General features: G+C 61.1%; 16 protein-coding genes and 2 tRNA genes. 7 read left to right on the top strand and 11 right to left on the bottom strand.

What is annotated here, in order from left to right; translation table 11 throughout:
• Positions 1-49: 49 nt before the first annotated feature.
• The gene (locus tag C4N23_RS08605; protein WP_112145456.1) at positions 50-1,591 is read right to left on the bottom strand and encodes a PTS transporter subunit EIIC; all 1,542 of its coding nucleotides are present in this window, start codon (positions 1,589-1,591) and stop codon (positions 50-52) included.
• 259 nt (positions 1,592-1,850) lie between these two features.
• On the opposite strand from C4N23_RS08605, the gene C4N23_RS08610 reads away from it, so the two are divergent.
• Positions 1,851-2,444, top strand: a complete 594-nt coding sequence (locus tag C4N23_RS08610; protein WP_112145458.1) for a hypothetical protein — start codon at positions 1,851-1,853, stop codon at positions 2,442-2,444.
• A 50-nt stretch (positions 2,445-2,494) separates the two neighbouring features.
• Here C4N23_RS08610 and C4N23_RS08615 read toward each other — a convergent pair whose 3' ends face one another.
• Positions 2,495-3,619 (bottom strand): DUF362 domain-containing protein, encoded by a 1,125-nt coding sequence (locus tag C4N23_RS08615; RefSeq protein WP_112145460.1) that lies wholly within the window; start codon positions 3,617-3,619, stop codon positions 2,495-2,497.
• A gap of 62 nt (positions 3,620-3,681) precedes the next feature.
• Entirely contained in the window at positions 3,682-4,512 is an 831-nt protein-coding gene (locus tag C4N23_RS08620) for an undecaprenyl-diphosphate phosphatase (RefSeq protein WP_112145462.1), read from the bottom strand.
• A 210-nt stretch (positions 4,513-4,722) separates the two neighbouring features.
• On the opposite strand from C4N23_RS08620, the gene C4N23_RS08625 reads away from it, so the two are divergent.
• From C4N23_RS08625 to C4N23_RS08650, 6 genes are all read left to right on the top strand, one after another.
• Positions 4,723-5,136, top strand: a complete 414-nt coding sequence (locus tag C4N23_RS08625) for a potassium channel family protein (RefSeq protein ID WP_055192424.1) — start codon at positions 4,723-4,725, stop codon at positions 5,134-5,136.
• Positions 5,137-5,161: 25 nt separating this feature from the next.
• The gene (locus tag C4N23_RS08630; protein WP_097839582.1) at positions 5,162-5,827 is read left to right on the top strand and encodes a potassium channel family protein; all 666 of its coding nucleotides are present in this window, start codon (positions 5,162-5,164) and stop codon (positions 5,825-5,827) included.
• Entirely contained in the window at positions 5,824-6,261 is a 438-nt protein-coding gene (locus tag C4N23_RS08635) for a PH domain-containing protein (RefSeq protein WP_112145464.1), read from the top strand. Before C4N23_RS08630 ends, C4N23_RS08635 begins: the two co-directional genes overlap by 4 nt.
• The gene (locus tag C4N23_RS08640; protein ID WP_242983761.1) at positions 6,252-7,637 is read left to right on the top strand and encodes a YdbT family protein; all 1,386 of its coding nucleotides are present in this window, start codon (positions 6,252-6,254) and stop codon (positions 7,635-7,637) included. Before C4N23_RS08635 ends, C4N23_RS08640 begins: the two co-directional genes overlap by 10 nt.
• 70 nt (positions 7,638-7,707) lie before the next feature.
• Positions 7,708-8,364, top strand: a complete 657-nt coding sequence (locus C4N23_RS08645) for an HAD family hydrolase (RefSeq protein ID WP_112145466.1) — start codon at positions 7,708-7,710, stop codon at positions 8,362-8,364.
• Between the two features lie 149 nt (positions 8,365-8,513).
• Positions 8,514-9,182, top strand: a complete 669-nt coding sequence (locus C4N23_RS08650; protein ID WP_055189103.1) for a hypothetical protein — start codon at positions 8,514-8,516, stop codon at positions 9,180-9,182.
• Between the two features lie 183 nt (positions 9,183-9,365).
• Here the strand turns inward: C4N23_RS08650 and C4N23_RS08655 are convergent.
• From C4N23_RS08655 to C4N23_RS08690, 8 genes are all read right to left on the bottom strand, one after another.
• Positions 9,366-9,437 (bottom strand) — tRNA-Glu (locus tag C4N23_RS08655).
• A gap of 91 nt (positions 9,438-9,528) precedes the next feature.
• Positions 9,529-9,605: transfer RNA gene (locus C4N23_RS08660), tRNA-Met, on the bottom strand.
• A 185-nt stretch (positions 9,606-9,790) separates the two neighbouring features.
• Positions 9,791-11,122, bottom strand: coding sequence for a serine--tRNA ligase (gene serS / locus C4N23_RS08665; protein WP_097839578.1), 1,332 nt, complete (start codon positions 11,120-11,122; stop codon positions 9,791-9,793).
• Between the two features lie 81 nt (positions 11,123-11,203).
• Positions 11,204-12,067, bottom strand: coding sequence for a ParB/RepB/Spo0J family partition protein (locus C4N23_RS08670; protein ID WP_112145468.1), 864 nt, complete (start codon positions 12,065-12,067; stop codon positions 11,204-11,206).
• Between the two features lie 21 nt (positions 12,068-12,088).
• Positions 12,089-12,925, bottom strand: coding sequence for a ParA family protein (locus C4N23_RS08675; RefSeq protein WP_055189098.1), 837 nt, complete (start codon positions 12,923-12,925; stop codon positions 12,089-12,091).
• Between the two features lie 229 nt (positions 12,926-13,154).
• Positions 13,155-13,949 carry a ParB/RepB/Spo0J family partition protein gene (locus tag C4N23_RS08680; RefSeq protein WP_055189097.1) on the bottom strand — a complete coding sequence of 265 codons (795 nt, stop codon included), beginning with the start codon at positions 13,947-13,949 and terminating at the stop codon, positions 13,155-13,157.
• A gap of 156 nt (positions 13,950-14,105) precedes the next feature.
• A complete protein-coding gene (rsmG, locus tag C4N23_RS08685) occupies positions 14,106-14,813 on the bottom strand; it encodes a 16S rRNA (guanine(527)-N(7))-methyltransferase RsmG (protein WP_112145470.1) in 708 nt (235 codons plus the stop codon).
• Positions 14,814-14,815: 2 nt separating this feature from the next.
• A complete protein-coding gene (locus tag C4N23_RS08690; RefSeq protein ID WP_342587751.1) occupies positions 14,816-15,370 on the bottom strand; it encodes a prolyl-tRNA synthetase associated domain-containing protein in 555 nt (184 codons plus the stop codon).
• Positions 15,371-15,372 lie beyond the last annotated feature (2 nt).

Raw genomic sequence — 15,372 nt, forward strand, 5'->3', positions numbered from 1 at the left:
CGTTTTTCCTGTTGCATTATACTACATCCTGCCGAAAAAGGGAAGCAATTCAGACCGTCGCGCACTGTTCGAGCTGTTCCTCCAGCAGCCGCCGGATCTGCGCCGCCTGTAAGCCGCAGACCAGCTGCAAGCGCTGCCCCTCCTGCACAAGGCCCTTGTGGGGCATGGACAGCAGGGCCGCCGTGTCCAGAAGACTTGTGTCCTCCACCGTGACGCGCAGCCGGGTGAAGCAGTTGTCCACCGTGCGGATGTTGTCCGGCCCGCCCAGCGCTTCGATCAGCCGCCGGACGTCCGCCGGGTCGATCTCCTTTTCCGTCTGCTCCGGCTCCTGTGTGCGGCCGGGCGTGGGCAGGTCCAGCGCCCGGATGACCACGGTGAAAACGACGAAGTAGACCGCGATCTCGGCCAGACCCAGCAGATAGAGCAGGGCCGCGCGGCTGGTCTGCCCCGGCGCAGCGCTCAGGTTGAAGACCAGCGACCCCAGCAGGTTGGAGGTGAACGCCCGGACATGGAGGGCGTTCAGCAGGACCATGAACCCGCCGGTGATGGCTGCATGGAGCACCCAGAGCACCGGCGAGACGAAGCAGAAGAGAAAGTCCACCGGCTCGGTGATGGACGCCAGCGAGGCCGTGACCGCCAGCGGCAGGATGGCCGCCGCCGTCTGCTTCCGGCGCTCCTTCCGGGCTGTGAAGATAAAGGCCGCCGCGATGCCGAGGTAGCCGAAGGTCTTGGTAAAGCCGGTGTACATCCAGACAATGTTCCCGGTGAGCGGCAATCCGTTGGAATACTCGGCCATGGTCACGGTATAGGCCCCGGTGTAAGTCACCGAGCCCACCGTCACCGAGCCGCCCAACGCCGAGAACTGGAATGGCATATAAATGAGGTGGTGCAGCCCGGTGGGGATGAGCAGCCGCTCCAAAAAGCCGTACAGGAAAATGCCCAGCTCCCCGGACGCCGCGATCCACCTCGTGATGGCGTGGACGCCCTGCTGCAGCGGGGGCCAGACGAAGCAGACCGCCAGCCCGAAGGCCGCAGCAAAGGCCGCGATGCACAAAAATGCCCATCGCAGCCCCGAATACACCTGCGTGATCAGCCCTTTGAACTGCTTTTCATAACTGTGGTTGAAAATGTACGCCGCCGCAAAGCCCAGCAGGACGCCGCCCGCCACGCCGGTGTCCATCACCTGAATGCCGAGGATGGTGGTCTGGCCCGTGGCGGCAAGGCCGGTCAGGCCGTCGGGCTGGGCAAGGCGGCCCAGCGCATCCAGCGCGGTGTGGTTGGCCGTGAGGAAGATGAGATAAGCCATGAAGGAGAGCAGCGCGGCCTCCTGCTTTTCGGTGCGGGTGCGCAGGGCGGCGATGCCCACGCACAGAATGGCGCTGAGGTTGTTGATGAGGACCATCATCCCGTTGTACAGCACCTCGCCCACCAGCCGGATGGGGGGCCAGTTCAACGCCGGGCAGAGCTGGCGCAGCGGGCCGCTGGTGAGCAGCGCACCCACCACCAGCAGCAGCCCCGCCGCCGTCAGATAGGACAGCGGCGCCAAAAGCGCCTGCGAAAAACGCTCCAGCTTTTGCAGGAGTTTCTGCATTCGTTTGTCCCCCTTTCCGGCACCGCACACCGCCGCATCCATTTTATTTTATGACTGAATTATACGAGCCAGCGAAAAAATTGTCAATCCTGCCCGAAGGCAAAAAATGGGGGCGAAGTTTGTGCAATTTGTACAGGGAAGGTTGAAAATCGTCCTGCACACGCCAATTGACAACCGCCCGGCGGCACAGTATACTAGAGCTGTACCCCAGAGATTTCCCCGGTCTTCCACCGGGAACCGATAAAAGGAGGTCTTCTCTATGACTCGCAACCGTATCCTTTCCCTGCTGGTGTGCGCGGCCCTGCTCGCCGGTCTGCTGGCGGGCTGCACGTCCACTTCCGGCGGCTCCTCGGCCTCGGCCAGCAGCGACGCCGCTTCCAGCGAAAGCATCCCCGCCTCCACCGCACAGGCGGACACCGGCAAGCTGACCTCGAATCTGGACGAGGACGAGAACTCCATCTTCTCCATCCAGAACACCGAAGCCGCCTTTGCCCCCTGCCTCGGCTGGGGCCCCGGCGTTTCGGGCTGCTCGCTGAAATCGGTCATCGCGGCAGCTTCCCTGCTGGGCTGGGCGGAGAGCGGCAACCTCGCCATGCGCTCCACCGACGCCATTCAGGACGCCTACACCACATGGTTCAATGACCTCAGCGCCGACGACCAAGCCAGCTTTGCCGACGCATGGCCCCTCATCAAGGAGGATGCCAACACCCTGCTGACCGACAAGGCCAGCATGGAGGGCCGCATCTCCGACGCGGGCTTGAACGCTAAAAAGCTGCCCGACTGCTCCAAGGAGAACTGGAACGCTTTGCAGAAGGTCGTGGACGCGCTGGTGCCGCAGTCCAGCGAATATTAAGTTTTGCTCTAAAAAAATTGAGCCCCGACGAATGTCGGGGCTCAATTTTTTTAAATCTTTTTGAGGGTGTACTTCCGGGTGCCCATGCCGATCTTCTCGGCCTGTTCCAGCGTCGCCTTCCACTCAATGTTGGGGTTGGAGTCCTTGAAGTTGTCGTGGTGGCAGTTCCAGCCCGGCTTTGCAAGGTTCTGGCTCAGTTGGCTGTTGGGCAGCGGCTGGGCGGCAAGGCACGCATCCGCGCACGCCTGATCCAGCGCCACCGGGTCGAAAGAGGCGAAGATGCCAATATCCGGCAGGATGGGTGCATCGTTCTCGCCGTGGCAGTCGCAGTTGGGGCTGACGTCCTGCACGAGGCTGATGTGGAAGGTGGGGCGGTCATAGCAGACGGCAGCGGCGTACTCGGCCATCTTGCGGTCCAGCATCTCGTTGGCGTTGTCGCACTGGGCATAGATAGCGTCGAAGTTGCACGCACCGATGCAGCGGCCGCAGCCCTTGCACTTGTCCTGATCGATGACGGCCTTGTTCTGCTCGTTGTAGCGGATGGCGTCCGAGCCGCATTCCTTGGCGCAGCGGTGGCAGCCGCGGCACAGGCTCTCCTGCACTGCCGGGTGGCCGGAAGCGTGCTGCTCCATCTTGCCCGCGCGGGAACCACAGCCCATGCCGATGTTCTTGATGGTGCCGCCGAAGCCGGTGGACTCGTGGCCCTTGAAATGGGTCAGGCTGATAAAGATATCGGCGTCCATGATGGCGCGGCCGATCTTGGCGGTCTTGCAGTATTCGCCATTTGGCACCGGCACCTCGACCTCATCGGTGCCGCGCAGACCGTCGCCGATCAGGATCTGGCAGCCGGTGGTCATGGGCCAGAAGCCGTTTTCCTGCGCACAGGTCAGGTGCTCCAGCGCATTCTTGCGGCTGCCCGGATACAGGGTGTTGCAGTCGGTCAGGAAGGGCAGACCGCCCTGCTCCTTGCACAGGTCGGCCACGACCTTGGCGTAGTTGGGGCGCAGGTAAGCCAGATTGCCCAGCTCACCGAAGTGCATCTTGATGGCGACGAACCTGCCGTCCATGTCAATGTTCCTGATGCCCGCCGCAAGGCAGAGGCGACGCAGCTTCTCGGTCAGGCTGGTGCCCACCGGACAGCGGAAATCCGTAAAGTAAACAGTCGATGCTTCCATAAGTACTTTCCTTCCTTTTGAACGTGCGGTGATATTTGGTACTCTCTTTTTTCTTTCTGTGTTTATGCAATGGCGCTGATGGCCGCAACGGCGAGGACGACAAGGCCCAGCACGATGCGGTACAGGCCGAAGAACTTGAAATTATGGCGCTTGACATAATCCATCAGGAAGCGGATCGCGGCCAAGCTGACCACAAAGGCCACCGCACAGCCCACCACGAGGACTGCAATCTCGGTGCCAGTGATGGCCACGCCGGACAGCGCGAACTTGACCACTTTGAGCAGAGAGGCACCGGCCATGACCGGGATGGCCAGATAGAAGGTGAACTCCGCCACACAGGCGCGGGAAAGGCCCAGCAGCAAGCCGCCCACGATGGTCGCGCCGGAGCGGGAGGTGCCGGGGATGATGGCCAGCATCTGCCACACGCCGATGAGGAAGGCTTCCTTATAGGTGATCTGCTCCAAGCGGGCCACATGGGGCGCGGTGCGGCGGTTTTCCACCACGATGAAGAGGATGCCGTACAAGATCAGCATGGCAGCAACGGTGATGTAGTTGTAGAAGCGGGCCTCGAACCAGTCGTCCAGCGGGCTGATGACCAGCACCGGCAGGGTGGCGGCCACCACCTTGAACCAGAGCTGCCAGACCTCCGGCTTGGAGGTCACACGGCCGTGCCGCAGCCCGAAGGGCCAGAGCTTGTTCCAGAACAGGACCACCACCGCGAGGATGGCACCCAGCTGGATGACCACGCGGAACATGGACATGAACTCTTCACTTGCATTGAACTTGATGAGCTGCTCCACAAGGATCATATGACCGGTGGACGAGATGGGCAGCCACTCGGTGATGCCCTCCACAACGCCCATCAGGATGGCTTTCAGAATTTCAAAAAACATCGGTTTCCTCCCAGCCCGGCGCACAGGGGCACGCCGGTTTTTTGTCGTTTTCAGCTTCGCCTTTCAGTATACCATATTATGCGGCCCGGCGCACGAGAAATCCCAAAATTTTACCTTCATCTGCGCTTGGAAATATGCTATACTGGAACCACCGGACCGGCAGTGTACAAAGCTGCCTCCGGCGCATTCTGAAATAACGAGGTATGACATATGAATATTCTGGTCATCGGCTGCGATCAGGTAGGGGCCGCACTGGTTCGCGACTTGGAGCGCATCGGGCACGACATCTCCCTCATCGAGAAGGACTCCGAACAGCTCAAGCGGCTGGACAGCTTCGACGATTACAGCTTTGGCGGCACCGCGCTGGTGGGCGACCCCACCGACCCGGATGTGCTCAAGCAGGGCGGCGTGGAGAACTGCGACGCTGTGGCCGCCGTGAGCGAGGACGACTCGGTGAATCTGATGGCGGCCCAGATCGCCAAGAGCATCTTCCAGCGCGAGAAGGTCATCTGCCGCGTTTCGGACCCGCATTTGCAGGTGCTGTACCACAAGGCTTATGGGCTGGAGACCATCTGCCCCACCATCCTCACGGAACAGGCCGTGTTCCGCGCCCTCTCGAAGTAAACCCAACGTATAAAGGAGCCTCTCTATGAAAATTTGTATTGCCGGCGGCGGGCGTGTGGGGCGGTATCTGGCCCAGAGTCTGCTGGCCAACCACCACTCCGTCGTCATCATTGAGCCCATCGAGGCGCAGTGTCGAATGCTGGCCGACCAGCTCGACATCCCGGTGATCTGCGGCGACTCCATCAGCATGGACATCCTGCGCACCGCCGATGCGGCCAGCTGCGACGCCTTTGTGGCCGTGACCGGCTCGGACGAGGACAACCTCATTGCGTGCCAGCTCGCGAAGCGGGAGTTCGGCGTAGACCGCACCGTAGCCCGCGCCTCCAACCCCAAGAACCGGGAGCTGCTCCACACCCTCGGCGTGGACACTGTGGTCTGCGGCACCGACAACCTCAGCCACATCTTAGAGCGGGAGATCGAGACGGACACCATCCGTCAGCTGCTTTCGCTGGGGGGCGGCACCGCCAGCCTGAACGAGATCCTGCTGCCGGAAAACTTCGCCTTTGCAGGCAAAGCCATCATGGACATTCCCATCCCCGGCAACGCCATCTTGGTCAGCGTCACCCGCGACACCGAGCTCATCATCCCCCACGGCAACACCGTCCTGCTGCCGTGGGACCGCATCCTGCTGCTGACGCAGGACGACACCCTCCATCTGCTGACCGAGGCTTGGGGCCTCAGCGAGAAGTGACCGAAGGGGAACTGCGCCGCACCGCACTGGTCATCCCTCCCAAGGGGCGCGCCGTCCTTTCCATATGGGCTGCTGCGGTGGGCTTGTTCCTTGCGCCCTTCGCCTTCTGGCAGGGCATCGCCGCCGGGGTGGTGTTCTGTCTGCTCTGGGCGGGGCTGGTGGCCCTGCTGCGGGCGCGGGCGTGCAGCTACGCCGCGGTGCTGGGGGCAAAGACGCTGACCATCTATGTGGGCATCGTCTTCCCGGTGCGGCGGGTGGTGCCCCGCCGGGCCGTGACCGGCATCCAGCAGCTCCGCTCGCCGCTGCTGCGGCTGGCGGGAGTCACCGTGCTGGTCATCTCAGCGCCGGGCGCACGGGTGCTGGTGCCCGCTGTTCCGGCGGCTCAGGCCGCAGCGCTGGCCTATGCCCTTGCGGAGGATGCCCCATGCCGATGACCGAAAAGCAGCTGCACCCCTTTGCGGCCCTCCAGATCTTCCGCAAAACGCTGGTGCTCTACCTTGTGCCGCTGGTCAACGTGCTGTTTGAGCGCAACTGGGAGGCCCTGCGTGCCGCGCTGCGGCAGGACATCGTCCTGTTTTTGCTGGTCTGCGGCGTGAGCTGGGTCATCCTCCGCGCAAGCAGCTGGTCGCTGGACGAAAACGGCACCCTCTGCCTCCACTGGAAGCTGCTGTTCCGGTTCGACCGGACGGTGCGCGGGGCCTCTCTGGCGGCGCTGACCATCGAGCGGCCCTTCTATTTCCGCTTGGCCGGGGCCAGCCGGGTCACCCTTTACCCGATGGGCGAACCGAAAAAGCGCACCCTGACCCTCTGCCTGACCAAAGGCGATGCCGCACAGCTGGCCGACCAGTTGCTGCCGGTGGAAGCCCCCAGCCTCCACCGGCCCAAGGGCGGCGAGCGGGCCGCGCTTGGCTTGCTGGGGGCCAACGGCCTTTCGACGCTGGCCCTCTTCCTGCTGGCCATCCGGCAGAGCCGGCAGGGCCCTGACCGCTACGAGCTGGCCTTTGCGCAGATCAACTTTCTGGCCGGGCTGGCGGCGCGGTGGCTGCCCACCGGTGCCGCATGGCTGCTGGCCTTTGCGGGCTTTCTGCTGGGGCTGAGCCTGATCCGCAGCTTCGTCCAGACCGTCCACTACGAAGTCTGGCACACCGCCGACCAGATCGGCAGCAGCGGCGGCTGGCTCGACCGGTTCGAGATCCGGGTGAAGACGGCCGAGATCAGCTACGCGGACGTCCGGCTCTCCCCCTTTGCGCGGCTGCTGCGGCGCTGGCCCGTCTTTGTCACGGCAGGAGGCTGCTCGCCGGAGCTTCCCCTCTTCGTCTACCGTTCCGGGGAGGAAGCGCTTTTCCGCGAGCTGCTGCCGGAGTTTCGGATGCCGCCGGACCTTCTGGCCCGCACCGAACAGCGGAGCCTCATCTTTTTCGCACCGGCCGGCATCCCCTTCGCCCTCTGCGCCCTGCTCACCCTCATCTCGGTCTACACCCTGCCCAGCCTGACCGTGACCCTGCTGTTCCCCACCGTCTTCTTTGCGGCGGGGCTGGCGGGCGGCATGATGGGCTACCGGCGGGAGGGGGTCTGGCTGCGGGACGGGCAGCTGACCCTGCGGCGGCAGCGGGGCATCTACCTGCACAGCATCTGCGTCTTCCACCCGGACCTCTGCCTGACGGCGAACCAGTCGCCGTGGGCTGCCAATGTGGACCGCACCAACCTGACCTTCGCCTTTCCCGGCCGGGTCAAGCTGACCGTCCGCAGCGTGCCGTGGCGGGACGCGCAAAAATGTTTTGAATTTTTAGAAAATCCTCTCAGGCGCTGACGCGCCAGCTCCCCCAGAGGGGGGAGCTTTTTCGAGGACTTTGGATGTTTTCAAAAAGGAGTCTTTCTCTGTGATAAAAACGATCTTGTTTGATTTGGACGGCACCCTGCTGAACACCATCGACGACCTTGCCGACGCGGGCAACTGGGTCTGCGCACAGCATGGCTGGCCGACGTTCTCCGTTGAGCAGTTCAAGCATATGGTGGGCAACGGCATCCCAAAGCTGGTGGAGCGCTTTTCCCCTGCCGAGGCCCGCACGCCGGAACATCTGACCGCCACGCTGGCCGAGTTCACGGCCCGGTACGACGCCCACAAGGAGGACAAAACCGCCCCATACCCCGGCATCCCGGAGCTGGTGGACGCGCTGAACGCTGCGGGCATCCAGACCGCCGTCTTCTCCAACAAAGCAGACCCTCTGTGCGGAAAGATCATCGAACACTACTTCGGTGCCGGGAAGTTCGCCCTCGTCCGGGGCAGCAGACCGAATGTGCCCACCAAGCCCGACCCCACCGGCGTTTATGCCCTGATGGCCGACCTCGGTGCCAAGCCGGAAACCACCCTCTTTGTGGGCGACAGCGATGTGGACATCCTGACCGGCCACAACGCCGGACTGCCCGCCATGGGGGCGCTGTGGGGCTTCCGGGGCGAAGCAGAGCTCACTGCCGCCGGGGCCGATGCGCTGGCGGCCACGCCGATGGACATTTTTACCTACGCAAAAAAACACTGACGTCAAAAAGCGGCTCTTCCTCTTTGCGGGAAGGGCCGCTTTTTCCGACACACGTTTGTTTTCACATTGTTTACGGGGAGTTCATTGCATTACGGACCGTTCTTTTTTATAATTTGATCCAAATTTGAAATTGATCTGGAGGTTTTTGCATGGCAACCGAAAAGAAAGCTTCCCCCAACGTCGAGAGCCGCCTTCGCCATAACATCCTGAAAATGCCGCAGGAGGTCTATCAGGCCAGCGGAATCGTCATCAACGGACGGCGGCTGAAGAGTTTTGTCTTCACCACCGACCTCGCCATCATCCGCAACTGCGACGCTGACGCGGTGTTCGCGGTCTACCCCTTCACCCCGCAGCAAGCCATCAGCGATGCCATCATCAAGGCATCCTACATCCCGGTGTTCTGCGGTGTGGGCGGCGGCACCACCCACGGCGTGCGCACCCTGAACCTCGCCCGCGATGTCGAGAGCCAAGGCGCGATGGGCGTAGTCCTGAACTCCCCCATCTCGGACCTGAATCTGCTGGCCGTTTCGCGGGTGGTGGATATCCCGGTCATCATCACAGTGACCAAAGAGGACACCAATATCCGCTCCCGCATCGAGGCCGGGGCTTCCATTCTGAATGTGGCGTGCAGCACCGACACGCCCCGCATCGTGAAAAAGATCCGGGACGAGTTTCCCGATGTGCCCATCATCGCCAGCGGCGGCAAGACCGGCGAGACCATTTCGGCCACCATCGCTGCCGGGGCCAACGCCATCACCTACACCCCGCCGTCCCCGGCCATCCTGTTCAAGGAAATGATGGAAAAGTACAGGGAATGAAGAAAAGCGGTTCGATTCCTCGTACAGCAGTCTCGCCCCATAGACATTCCTAAATCGCTAGGACCCGCGGGCTAAGCAACAGCCCACTGGGCTGATTGCTTACGGTGCTTCGCACCGCCGCCCTGTTCGATTCCCGTACGGGTCAAATAAAAAGCTCTCAAGCATTTTGCTTGAGAGCTTTTATGACCCGTACGGGAATCGAACCCATGTTACAGCCGTGAAAGGGCCGTGTCTTAACCGCTTGACCAACGGGCCTTATAAATACAGAGCTTCGCTAAAACCTCCGACATCCTTCATCCACTATTGCAGATGACCGTCCCCCATATCTTAGCGAAACTCTGTAACATGGTAGCGGCAACTGGATTTGAACCGGTGACACTTCGGGTATGAACCGAATGCTCTAGCCAACTGAGCTATGCCGCCATATTTTGTTTGCGCACTTGAACGGTGCTTTATTATTATATCCAGACGCAGACCATTTGTCAACAGATATTTTCAAAAAAATCAAAATTTTTTCAAAGCTCTTTTTTCCACGCAAAAATGCTCCACCGTCTGCATCTGCAAGCGGTGGAGCATTTTCAACATTTCAGGAAGCTGCCGTGGAAAAATCAGGCCTTCTTGTGGGTCGGGACCATGACCTCAAGGCCGCCCATGTAGGGCTGCAGCACCTTGGGGATGGTCACGGTGCCGTCGGCCTGCAGGTGGTTCTCCAAGAATGCGATCAGCATACGCGGAGGTGCCACGCAGGTGTTGTTCAGGGTGTGGGCCAGATAGGTCTTGCCGTCCTTGCCCTTGATGCGGATGTGCAGACGGCGGGCCTGTGCGTCGCCCAGATTGGAGCAGGAGCAAACCTCGAAATACTTCTGCTGGCGGGGGCTCCAAGCCTCGATGTCGCAGCTCTTCACCTTCAGGTCTGCCAGATCGCCGGAGCAGCAGTTCAACTGGCGGACGGGGATCTCCATGCTGCGGAACAGCTCAACGGAGTTCTTCCAGAGCTTCTCGTACCAATCGGCGCTCTCTTCGGGGCGGCAGACAACGATCATCTCCTGCTTCTCGAACTGGTGGATGCGGTAGATGCCGCGCTCCTCGATGCCGTGGGCACCCTTCTCCTTGCGGAAGCAGGGGCTGTAGGAAGTCAGGGTCAGGGGCATCTGGCTCTCGTCGAGGGTCTGGTCGATGAAGCGGCCGATCATGGTGTGCTCGCTGGTGCCGATCAGGTACAGATCCTCACCCTCGATCTTGTACATCATGGCGTCCATCTCCGGGAAGGACATGACGCCCTGCACCACGTTGCCGTGCATCATGAAGGGCGGGATCACATAGGTGAAGCCCTTGTTGATCATGAAGTCACGGGCATAGGCCAGAACAGCCTCGTGCAGACGGGCGATGTTGCCCAGCAGATAGTAGAAGCCGTTGCCCGCCACGCGGCCGGCAGCGTCCATGTCGATGCCGTCGAAGCTCTCCATGATCTCGGTGTGGTACGGGATGGGGAAATCGGGCACAACCGGCTCGCCGAAGCGCTGTGCCTCGACGTTGTAGCTGTCATCGGGGCCGATGGGCACGCTGGGGTCGATCATCTGGGGGATGGTGTACATGATCTCCTGAATGCGTGCGGAAAGCTCGGCCTCCTCGGCCTCCAGCTCTGCCATCTTGTCGGCGTCGGCCTTGACGGCGGCGTTGTTGGCGTCGATCTGCTTCTGCAGCTCCGCCTTCTGGGCCTCGTCGGTGCACTTCTTCAACTGGCCGAACAGGGGGCCGTTGGCCTTGCTCAGCTTGTTGCGGGCAGCCTTGAGGGACTCGACTTCCTTCAGGCACTCACGGTACTTGGCATCCTTTTCGATGACCTCGTCCACGAGCGGGAGCTTTGCGTCTTGGAACTTCTTCTTGATGTTTTCCTTGACCGCGTCCGGGTTGTCACGGACAAATTTGATATCAAGCATGATTTACTCTCCTTACTCTATTTCATTCGCGCGGGGGGCGGCCCCGTGCCGTTCAAAGGCGGAAGCCCGCCTTGGATCGCGTTATGGTTGGTACTTGCCCAGCAGATTCGCAAAGGCCTTCAGCTGCTCGTCCGAGTAGAAATGCACGGTGAGCTTGCCTTTGCCGCCGTGGTAGGCGACATTGACTTCGCTGCCCAGCACTTCCTTCAGGCTCTCCTCCACTTCCACGGGAAGGGTGTCGATGGGGGCAGGCTCTGCCGGGGCCTTGGGGGGCTTCGCCAACTTCTTGCACAGGGCCTCGGCCTGACGCACATTCAGGTCGTTGTCGGCGATCATCTGGGCCGCCTGTCCCTGCAATTCCGCTGTGGGCAGACTCAGGATCACCTTGGCGTGGCCGGTCGTGATGAAGCCGCCCTTGAGCAGTTCCAGCACGTTTTCCGGCAGGTTCAGCAGCCGTAGACTGTTGGCCAGCGCGCTGCGGCTCTTACCCAGTTTCCGCGCCGCCTGTTCCTGCGTCAGGTCGCACCGGGCCATCAGCTCATGGATGCCCACTGCCTCTTCCACCGGGTCCAGATCCTCGCGCTGAAGGTTTTCCACCAGTGCCAGCTCCATCGCCTGTTCGTCGGTCACATCCTTGACGACGACGGGAGCCTCGGTCAGGCCCGCCATCCGGCATGCACGCCAGCGGCGCTCACCCGCCACGATGAGATAGCCGCCCGCAGCCTTGGGCCGCACCGCGATGGGCTGGATCAGCCCGTGCTCCGCGATGCTGGCGGCCAGCTCGCCCAGCGCCTCATCGTCGAAGGTCTTGCGGGGCTGGCCGGGGTCCGGCTCGATCTCCCGCAGGGGCAGAGTTTCGACTTTGTTCTCGGACTCAAAGCTGGGGGAAACGTCCTCAAACAGACTTTCCAATCCCCGGCCAAGGCCTCCTCGTTTCTTTGCCATGTTCTCCCTCTACCCTTCTGCTCAAACTTCTTCCAGCGCGTTTTTCTTCTCAGCGGGTGCGCTGGCCGCCTTGGTGCGCCGCTTGGCGGGCTCGTGGGGGCGGTTGTTCTTCACGAACTCAATGGCGAGGTCCATATAGGCCTCGCTGCCCTTGCCCTTTGGCTCATAAAAATTGATGGGCTGGCCGTAGCTGGGCGCTTCCGAAATGCGGATCGTGCGCGGGATCGTCGTTTTATAGACCTTCGCGCCGAAATATTTCTTGACCTGATCCACGACCTGCATCGTCAGGTTCAGCCGCCCGGAGAACATCGTGAAGACCACGCCCTCGATGTCGAGGTAGGGGTTATACTTCTTGCGGATGGTCTTCAGGGTGCTGATCAGTTCCGACAGACCCTCCAGCGCATAATACTCGCACTGGATGGGGATGAGCACGCTGTCACAGGCGCACAGGCCGTTCAGCGTGAGCAGGTCGAGGCTGGGAGGGCAATCGACAAAGATGAAGTCGTAGTCCTTCTGCACCTCGGCCAGCGCCTTGCGCAGCCGGCTCTCGCGGCCGGGCAGGTCGATCATCTCAAGGCTCGCACCGGCCAGCCGGGTGTTGGAGCCGATGACGTCGGTGCGGAACTCGGTGTGCCGGACCGCCTCGCGGGCGCTCGCCTCGCCGATCAGCATTTCATAAGTACCCAGCTCCACGCTCCGCTTCGGGATGCCGTAGCCGGTGGTGGTGTTGCCCTGCGGGTCCAGATCCACGATCAGCACCTTTTTGCCCAGCGCCGCAACGCAGGACGACAGGTTTACGGCGGTGGTCGTCTTACCGACGCCGCCTTTTTGGTTTGCAACTGCAACTATTTTTGCCACGCGCGTTTTCTTCCTCTCAGGAAAACTTATTTGTTCCACGTGGAACATTCGAGGTCGGGCTGCCGTTTTCCCGTCTGCAAGCCCCTTTATTCTTTAGTATAGCACATCAGCGCGGCTTTTTGAACCCGATTCTTCATAATTTTACGCAAAAGCAGGGTTTCTTTCGCAGTTTTTTCTGATTTTGCTCCCAGATTGTTCCATGTGGAACAGCAAAGAGGGGGGTTCTCCCCTACTTCTGCGCAGCGGCGGTGGGGATGCGGACGGTATATTCGATATAGCCGTCCCGCTCTTCGCGGTGGGCGGTGGCGGGCACGCCGTTGTCCGTCATCAGGCGGATGGCGTGGTCGATGGTGTTCACGAAGATGCGGACGTCTTTGACCATGGAGATATGGTGCTTGCCCTGCGCTGTGGCGTTGAGGAGCTGGTCGATGTAAAGGTCGGTGGCGCGGGCGTTCATCTTCCGCTTGGCGATCATGATGAGGGCTTCGCTGCGGCGGTTTTCAGGCAAGCGCAGCACCGCCCGCGCGTGGCGCTCGGTCAGGCCGTTGTCCAAAATGAACTGCCGCTGGTCGAGCGTCAACTGCAGCAGCCGCAGCTTGTTGGCCAAGGTGGGCTGGGCCATCCCCAGCCGCTTGGCCGCTTCGGCTTGGGTACAGTCCCACAGGACCATGACATCCCGCAGCCCCTGCGCCTGTTCAAAGGGATTCAGGTCGGCCCGCTGCAAGTTTTCCAGCAGCCCCAGCGCCGCCGTGCGGTGATCCGAATAATCGCAGAGGATGGAGGGGATGGTGCTCATCTTGGCCAGCTTACAGGCCCGGAGACGCCGCTCCCCCGCGACCAGTTCGTAGCCGTTTTCCGTCTTCCGCACCGTGATGGGCTGCAGCAGACCATTTTCCCGGATGCTCTGGGCGAGGCCCGCCAGCTCCGCTTCGTCAAAGCTGGTCCGCGCCTGATAGGGTGAGGGATGGATGTCGTCCACCGGGAGAAGAAAGATCTTCCCGGCTGATTTTTTGCGTTCAAACATAATGTGACTCCTTTCACCAAAGGTTGCGTTTGTTTTCAACCATTTCTCAGGAAAAGGTGGAAAACTACGCTGTTCCATCCCCAGTGTACCAGAAAACAAAACACCCCGCCAGAAGTTTCGTTCGGCAGGGTGTTTCATATTTCTTTCGTTGCAGCGTTATTTCAGTGGACTTTTTGCGATTTTGCCGCCATTTCTGGGGTAGGCTGTCGGAGTTTGCGAAATCTTTTTGCAGAGGATGAGGGTGCGGGTGTCGCCGCCCGGCAGGTGGAGGGTGCGGGTCTCCCTGTACTCGCCGCCCAGCTTCTTGATGGCACCGCGGGCAGCGTTCAGCTCCTCCTCGCCGGAAGCGCCTTTCATGGCGAGAAAGCTGCCCCCGACCTTGACCAGCGGCAGACAATACTCCGCCAGCATGGGCAGCGCCGCCACAGCGCGGGCCGAGGCCAGATCAAACTGCTCCCGCCAGACCTTGCGGGCCGCTTCCTCGGCGCGCTCCTTGGCGAACTCCACGCCGGTCAGGCCCAGTTGGCCGCACGCATACTTCAAAAATTCCACCCGCTTGCCGGTGGGTTCCATCAAGGTCAGCTCCAGTTCCGGCTTGTAGATCTTGGTCACGATGCCGGGAAAGCCCGCGCCCGCGCCGACGTCCACCATCTTCCCCGCCACTTCGGGCTGGGAGGCAAAGAGCAGACTGTCAAGGAAGTGCTTGTCCTCGATGCCCTCCGGGTCGGTGATGGCGGTCAGGTTGACCTTCTGGTTGTACTCCACAAGAATCTCGGCAAAGGCGTCCAACTGGTCGAGCTGGGTGCCGGTCAGAGAAATGTTCCATGTGGAACACTTTTGTTCCAATCTGTTTTTGTCGATCATTTTTATTCTCCCGTCAGTTTCACGTAAATCGGTTCATGGTGCACGGCGGGAAGATACACTTCCAGCACTTCCTTCGTCCGCAGCTTCAGCGAAGAGGTATTGATGCAGGGGTGGCATCCCAGAAACTCACCCTTGACCACATCTTCGTCCACGAGGAGCTGAACATGGTTCTCCGGGTCATTGGCAAGGCCCATAATGGAAGAGGAACCCGGCGTACAGTCGAGGTACTGCTCCATATCCTCCGGCGAGGCAAAGCTCAGGCGGGCAATGCCGAGCTGATGGGAAAGTTCCTTCGTTTTGAAGGGCTTATCCCCCGGCATCATCAGCAGATAAAAGTTCGTCTTCTGCCGGTTGCAGAGGAAGAGGTTCTTGCAGACCGTCGCGCCGAGGCAGTCGTCGATGACCTTGCAATCCTCCATTGTGTCAGCTTTCATAAAGGCATGGTCGGTGCGCCAGTATTCCATGCCGAGCTTATCCAGCAGATCGTAGGTGCGCACCTCTTTTTCCAGCCGCCCGGTGCAGTCGTGGGGGCGACCCTTATAAAGCGTCAGTTCCATTG

Origin of the sequence: Faecalibacterium hattorii, from assembly GCF_003287455.1 — a bacterium.
GTDB lineage: Bacteria > Bacillota > Clostridia > Oscillospirales > Ruminococcaceae > Faecalibacterium > Faecalibacterium hattorii.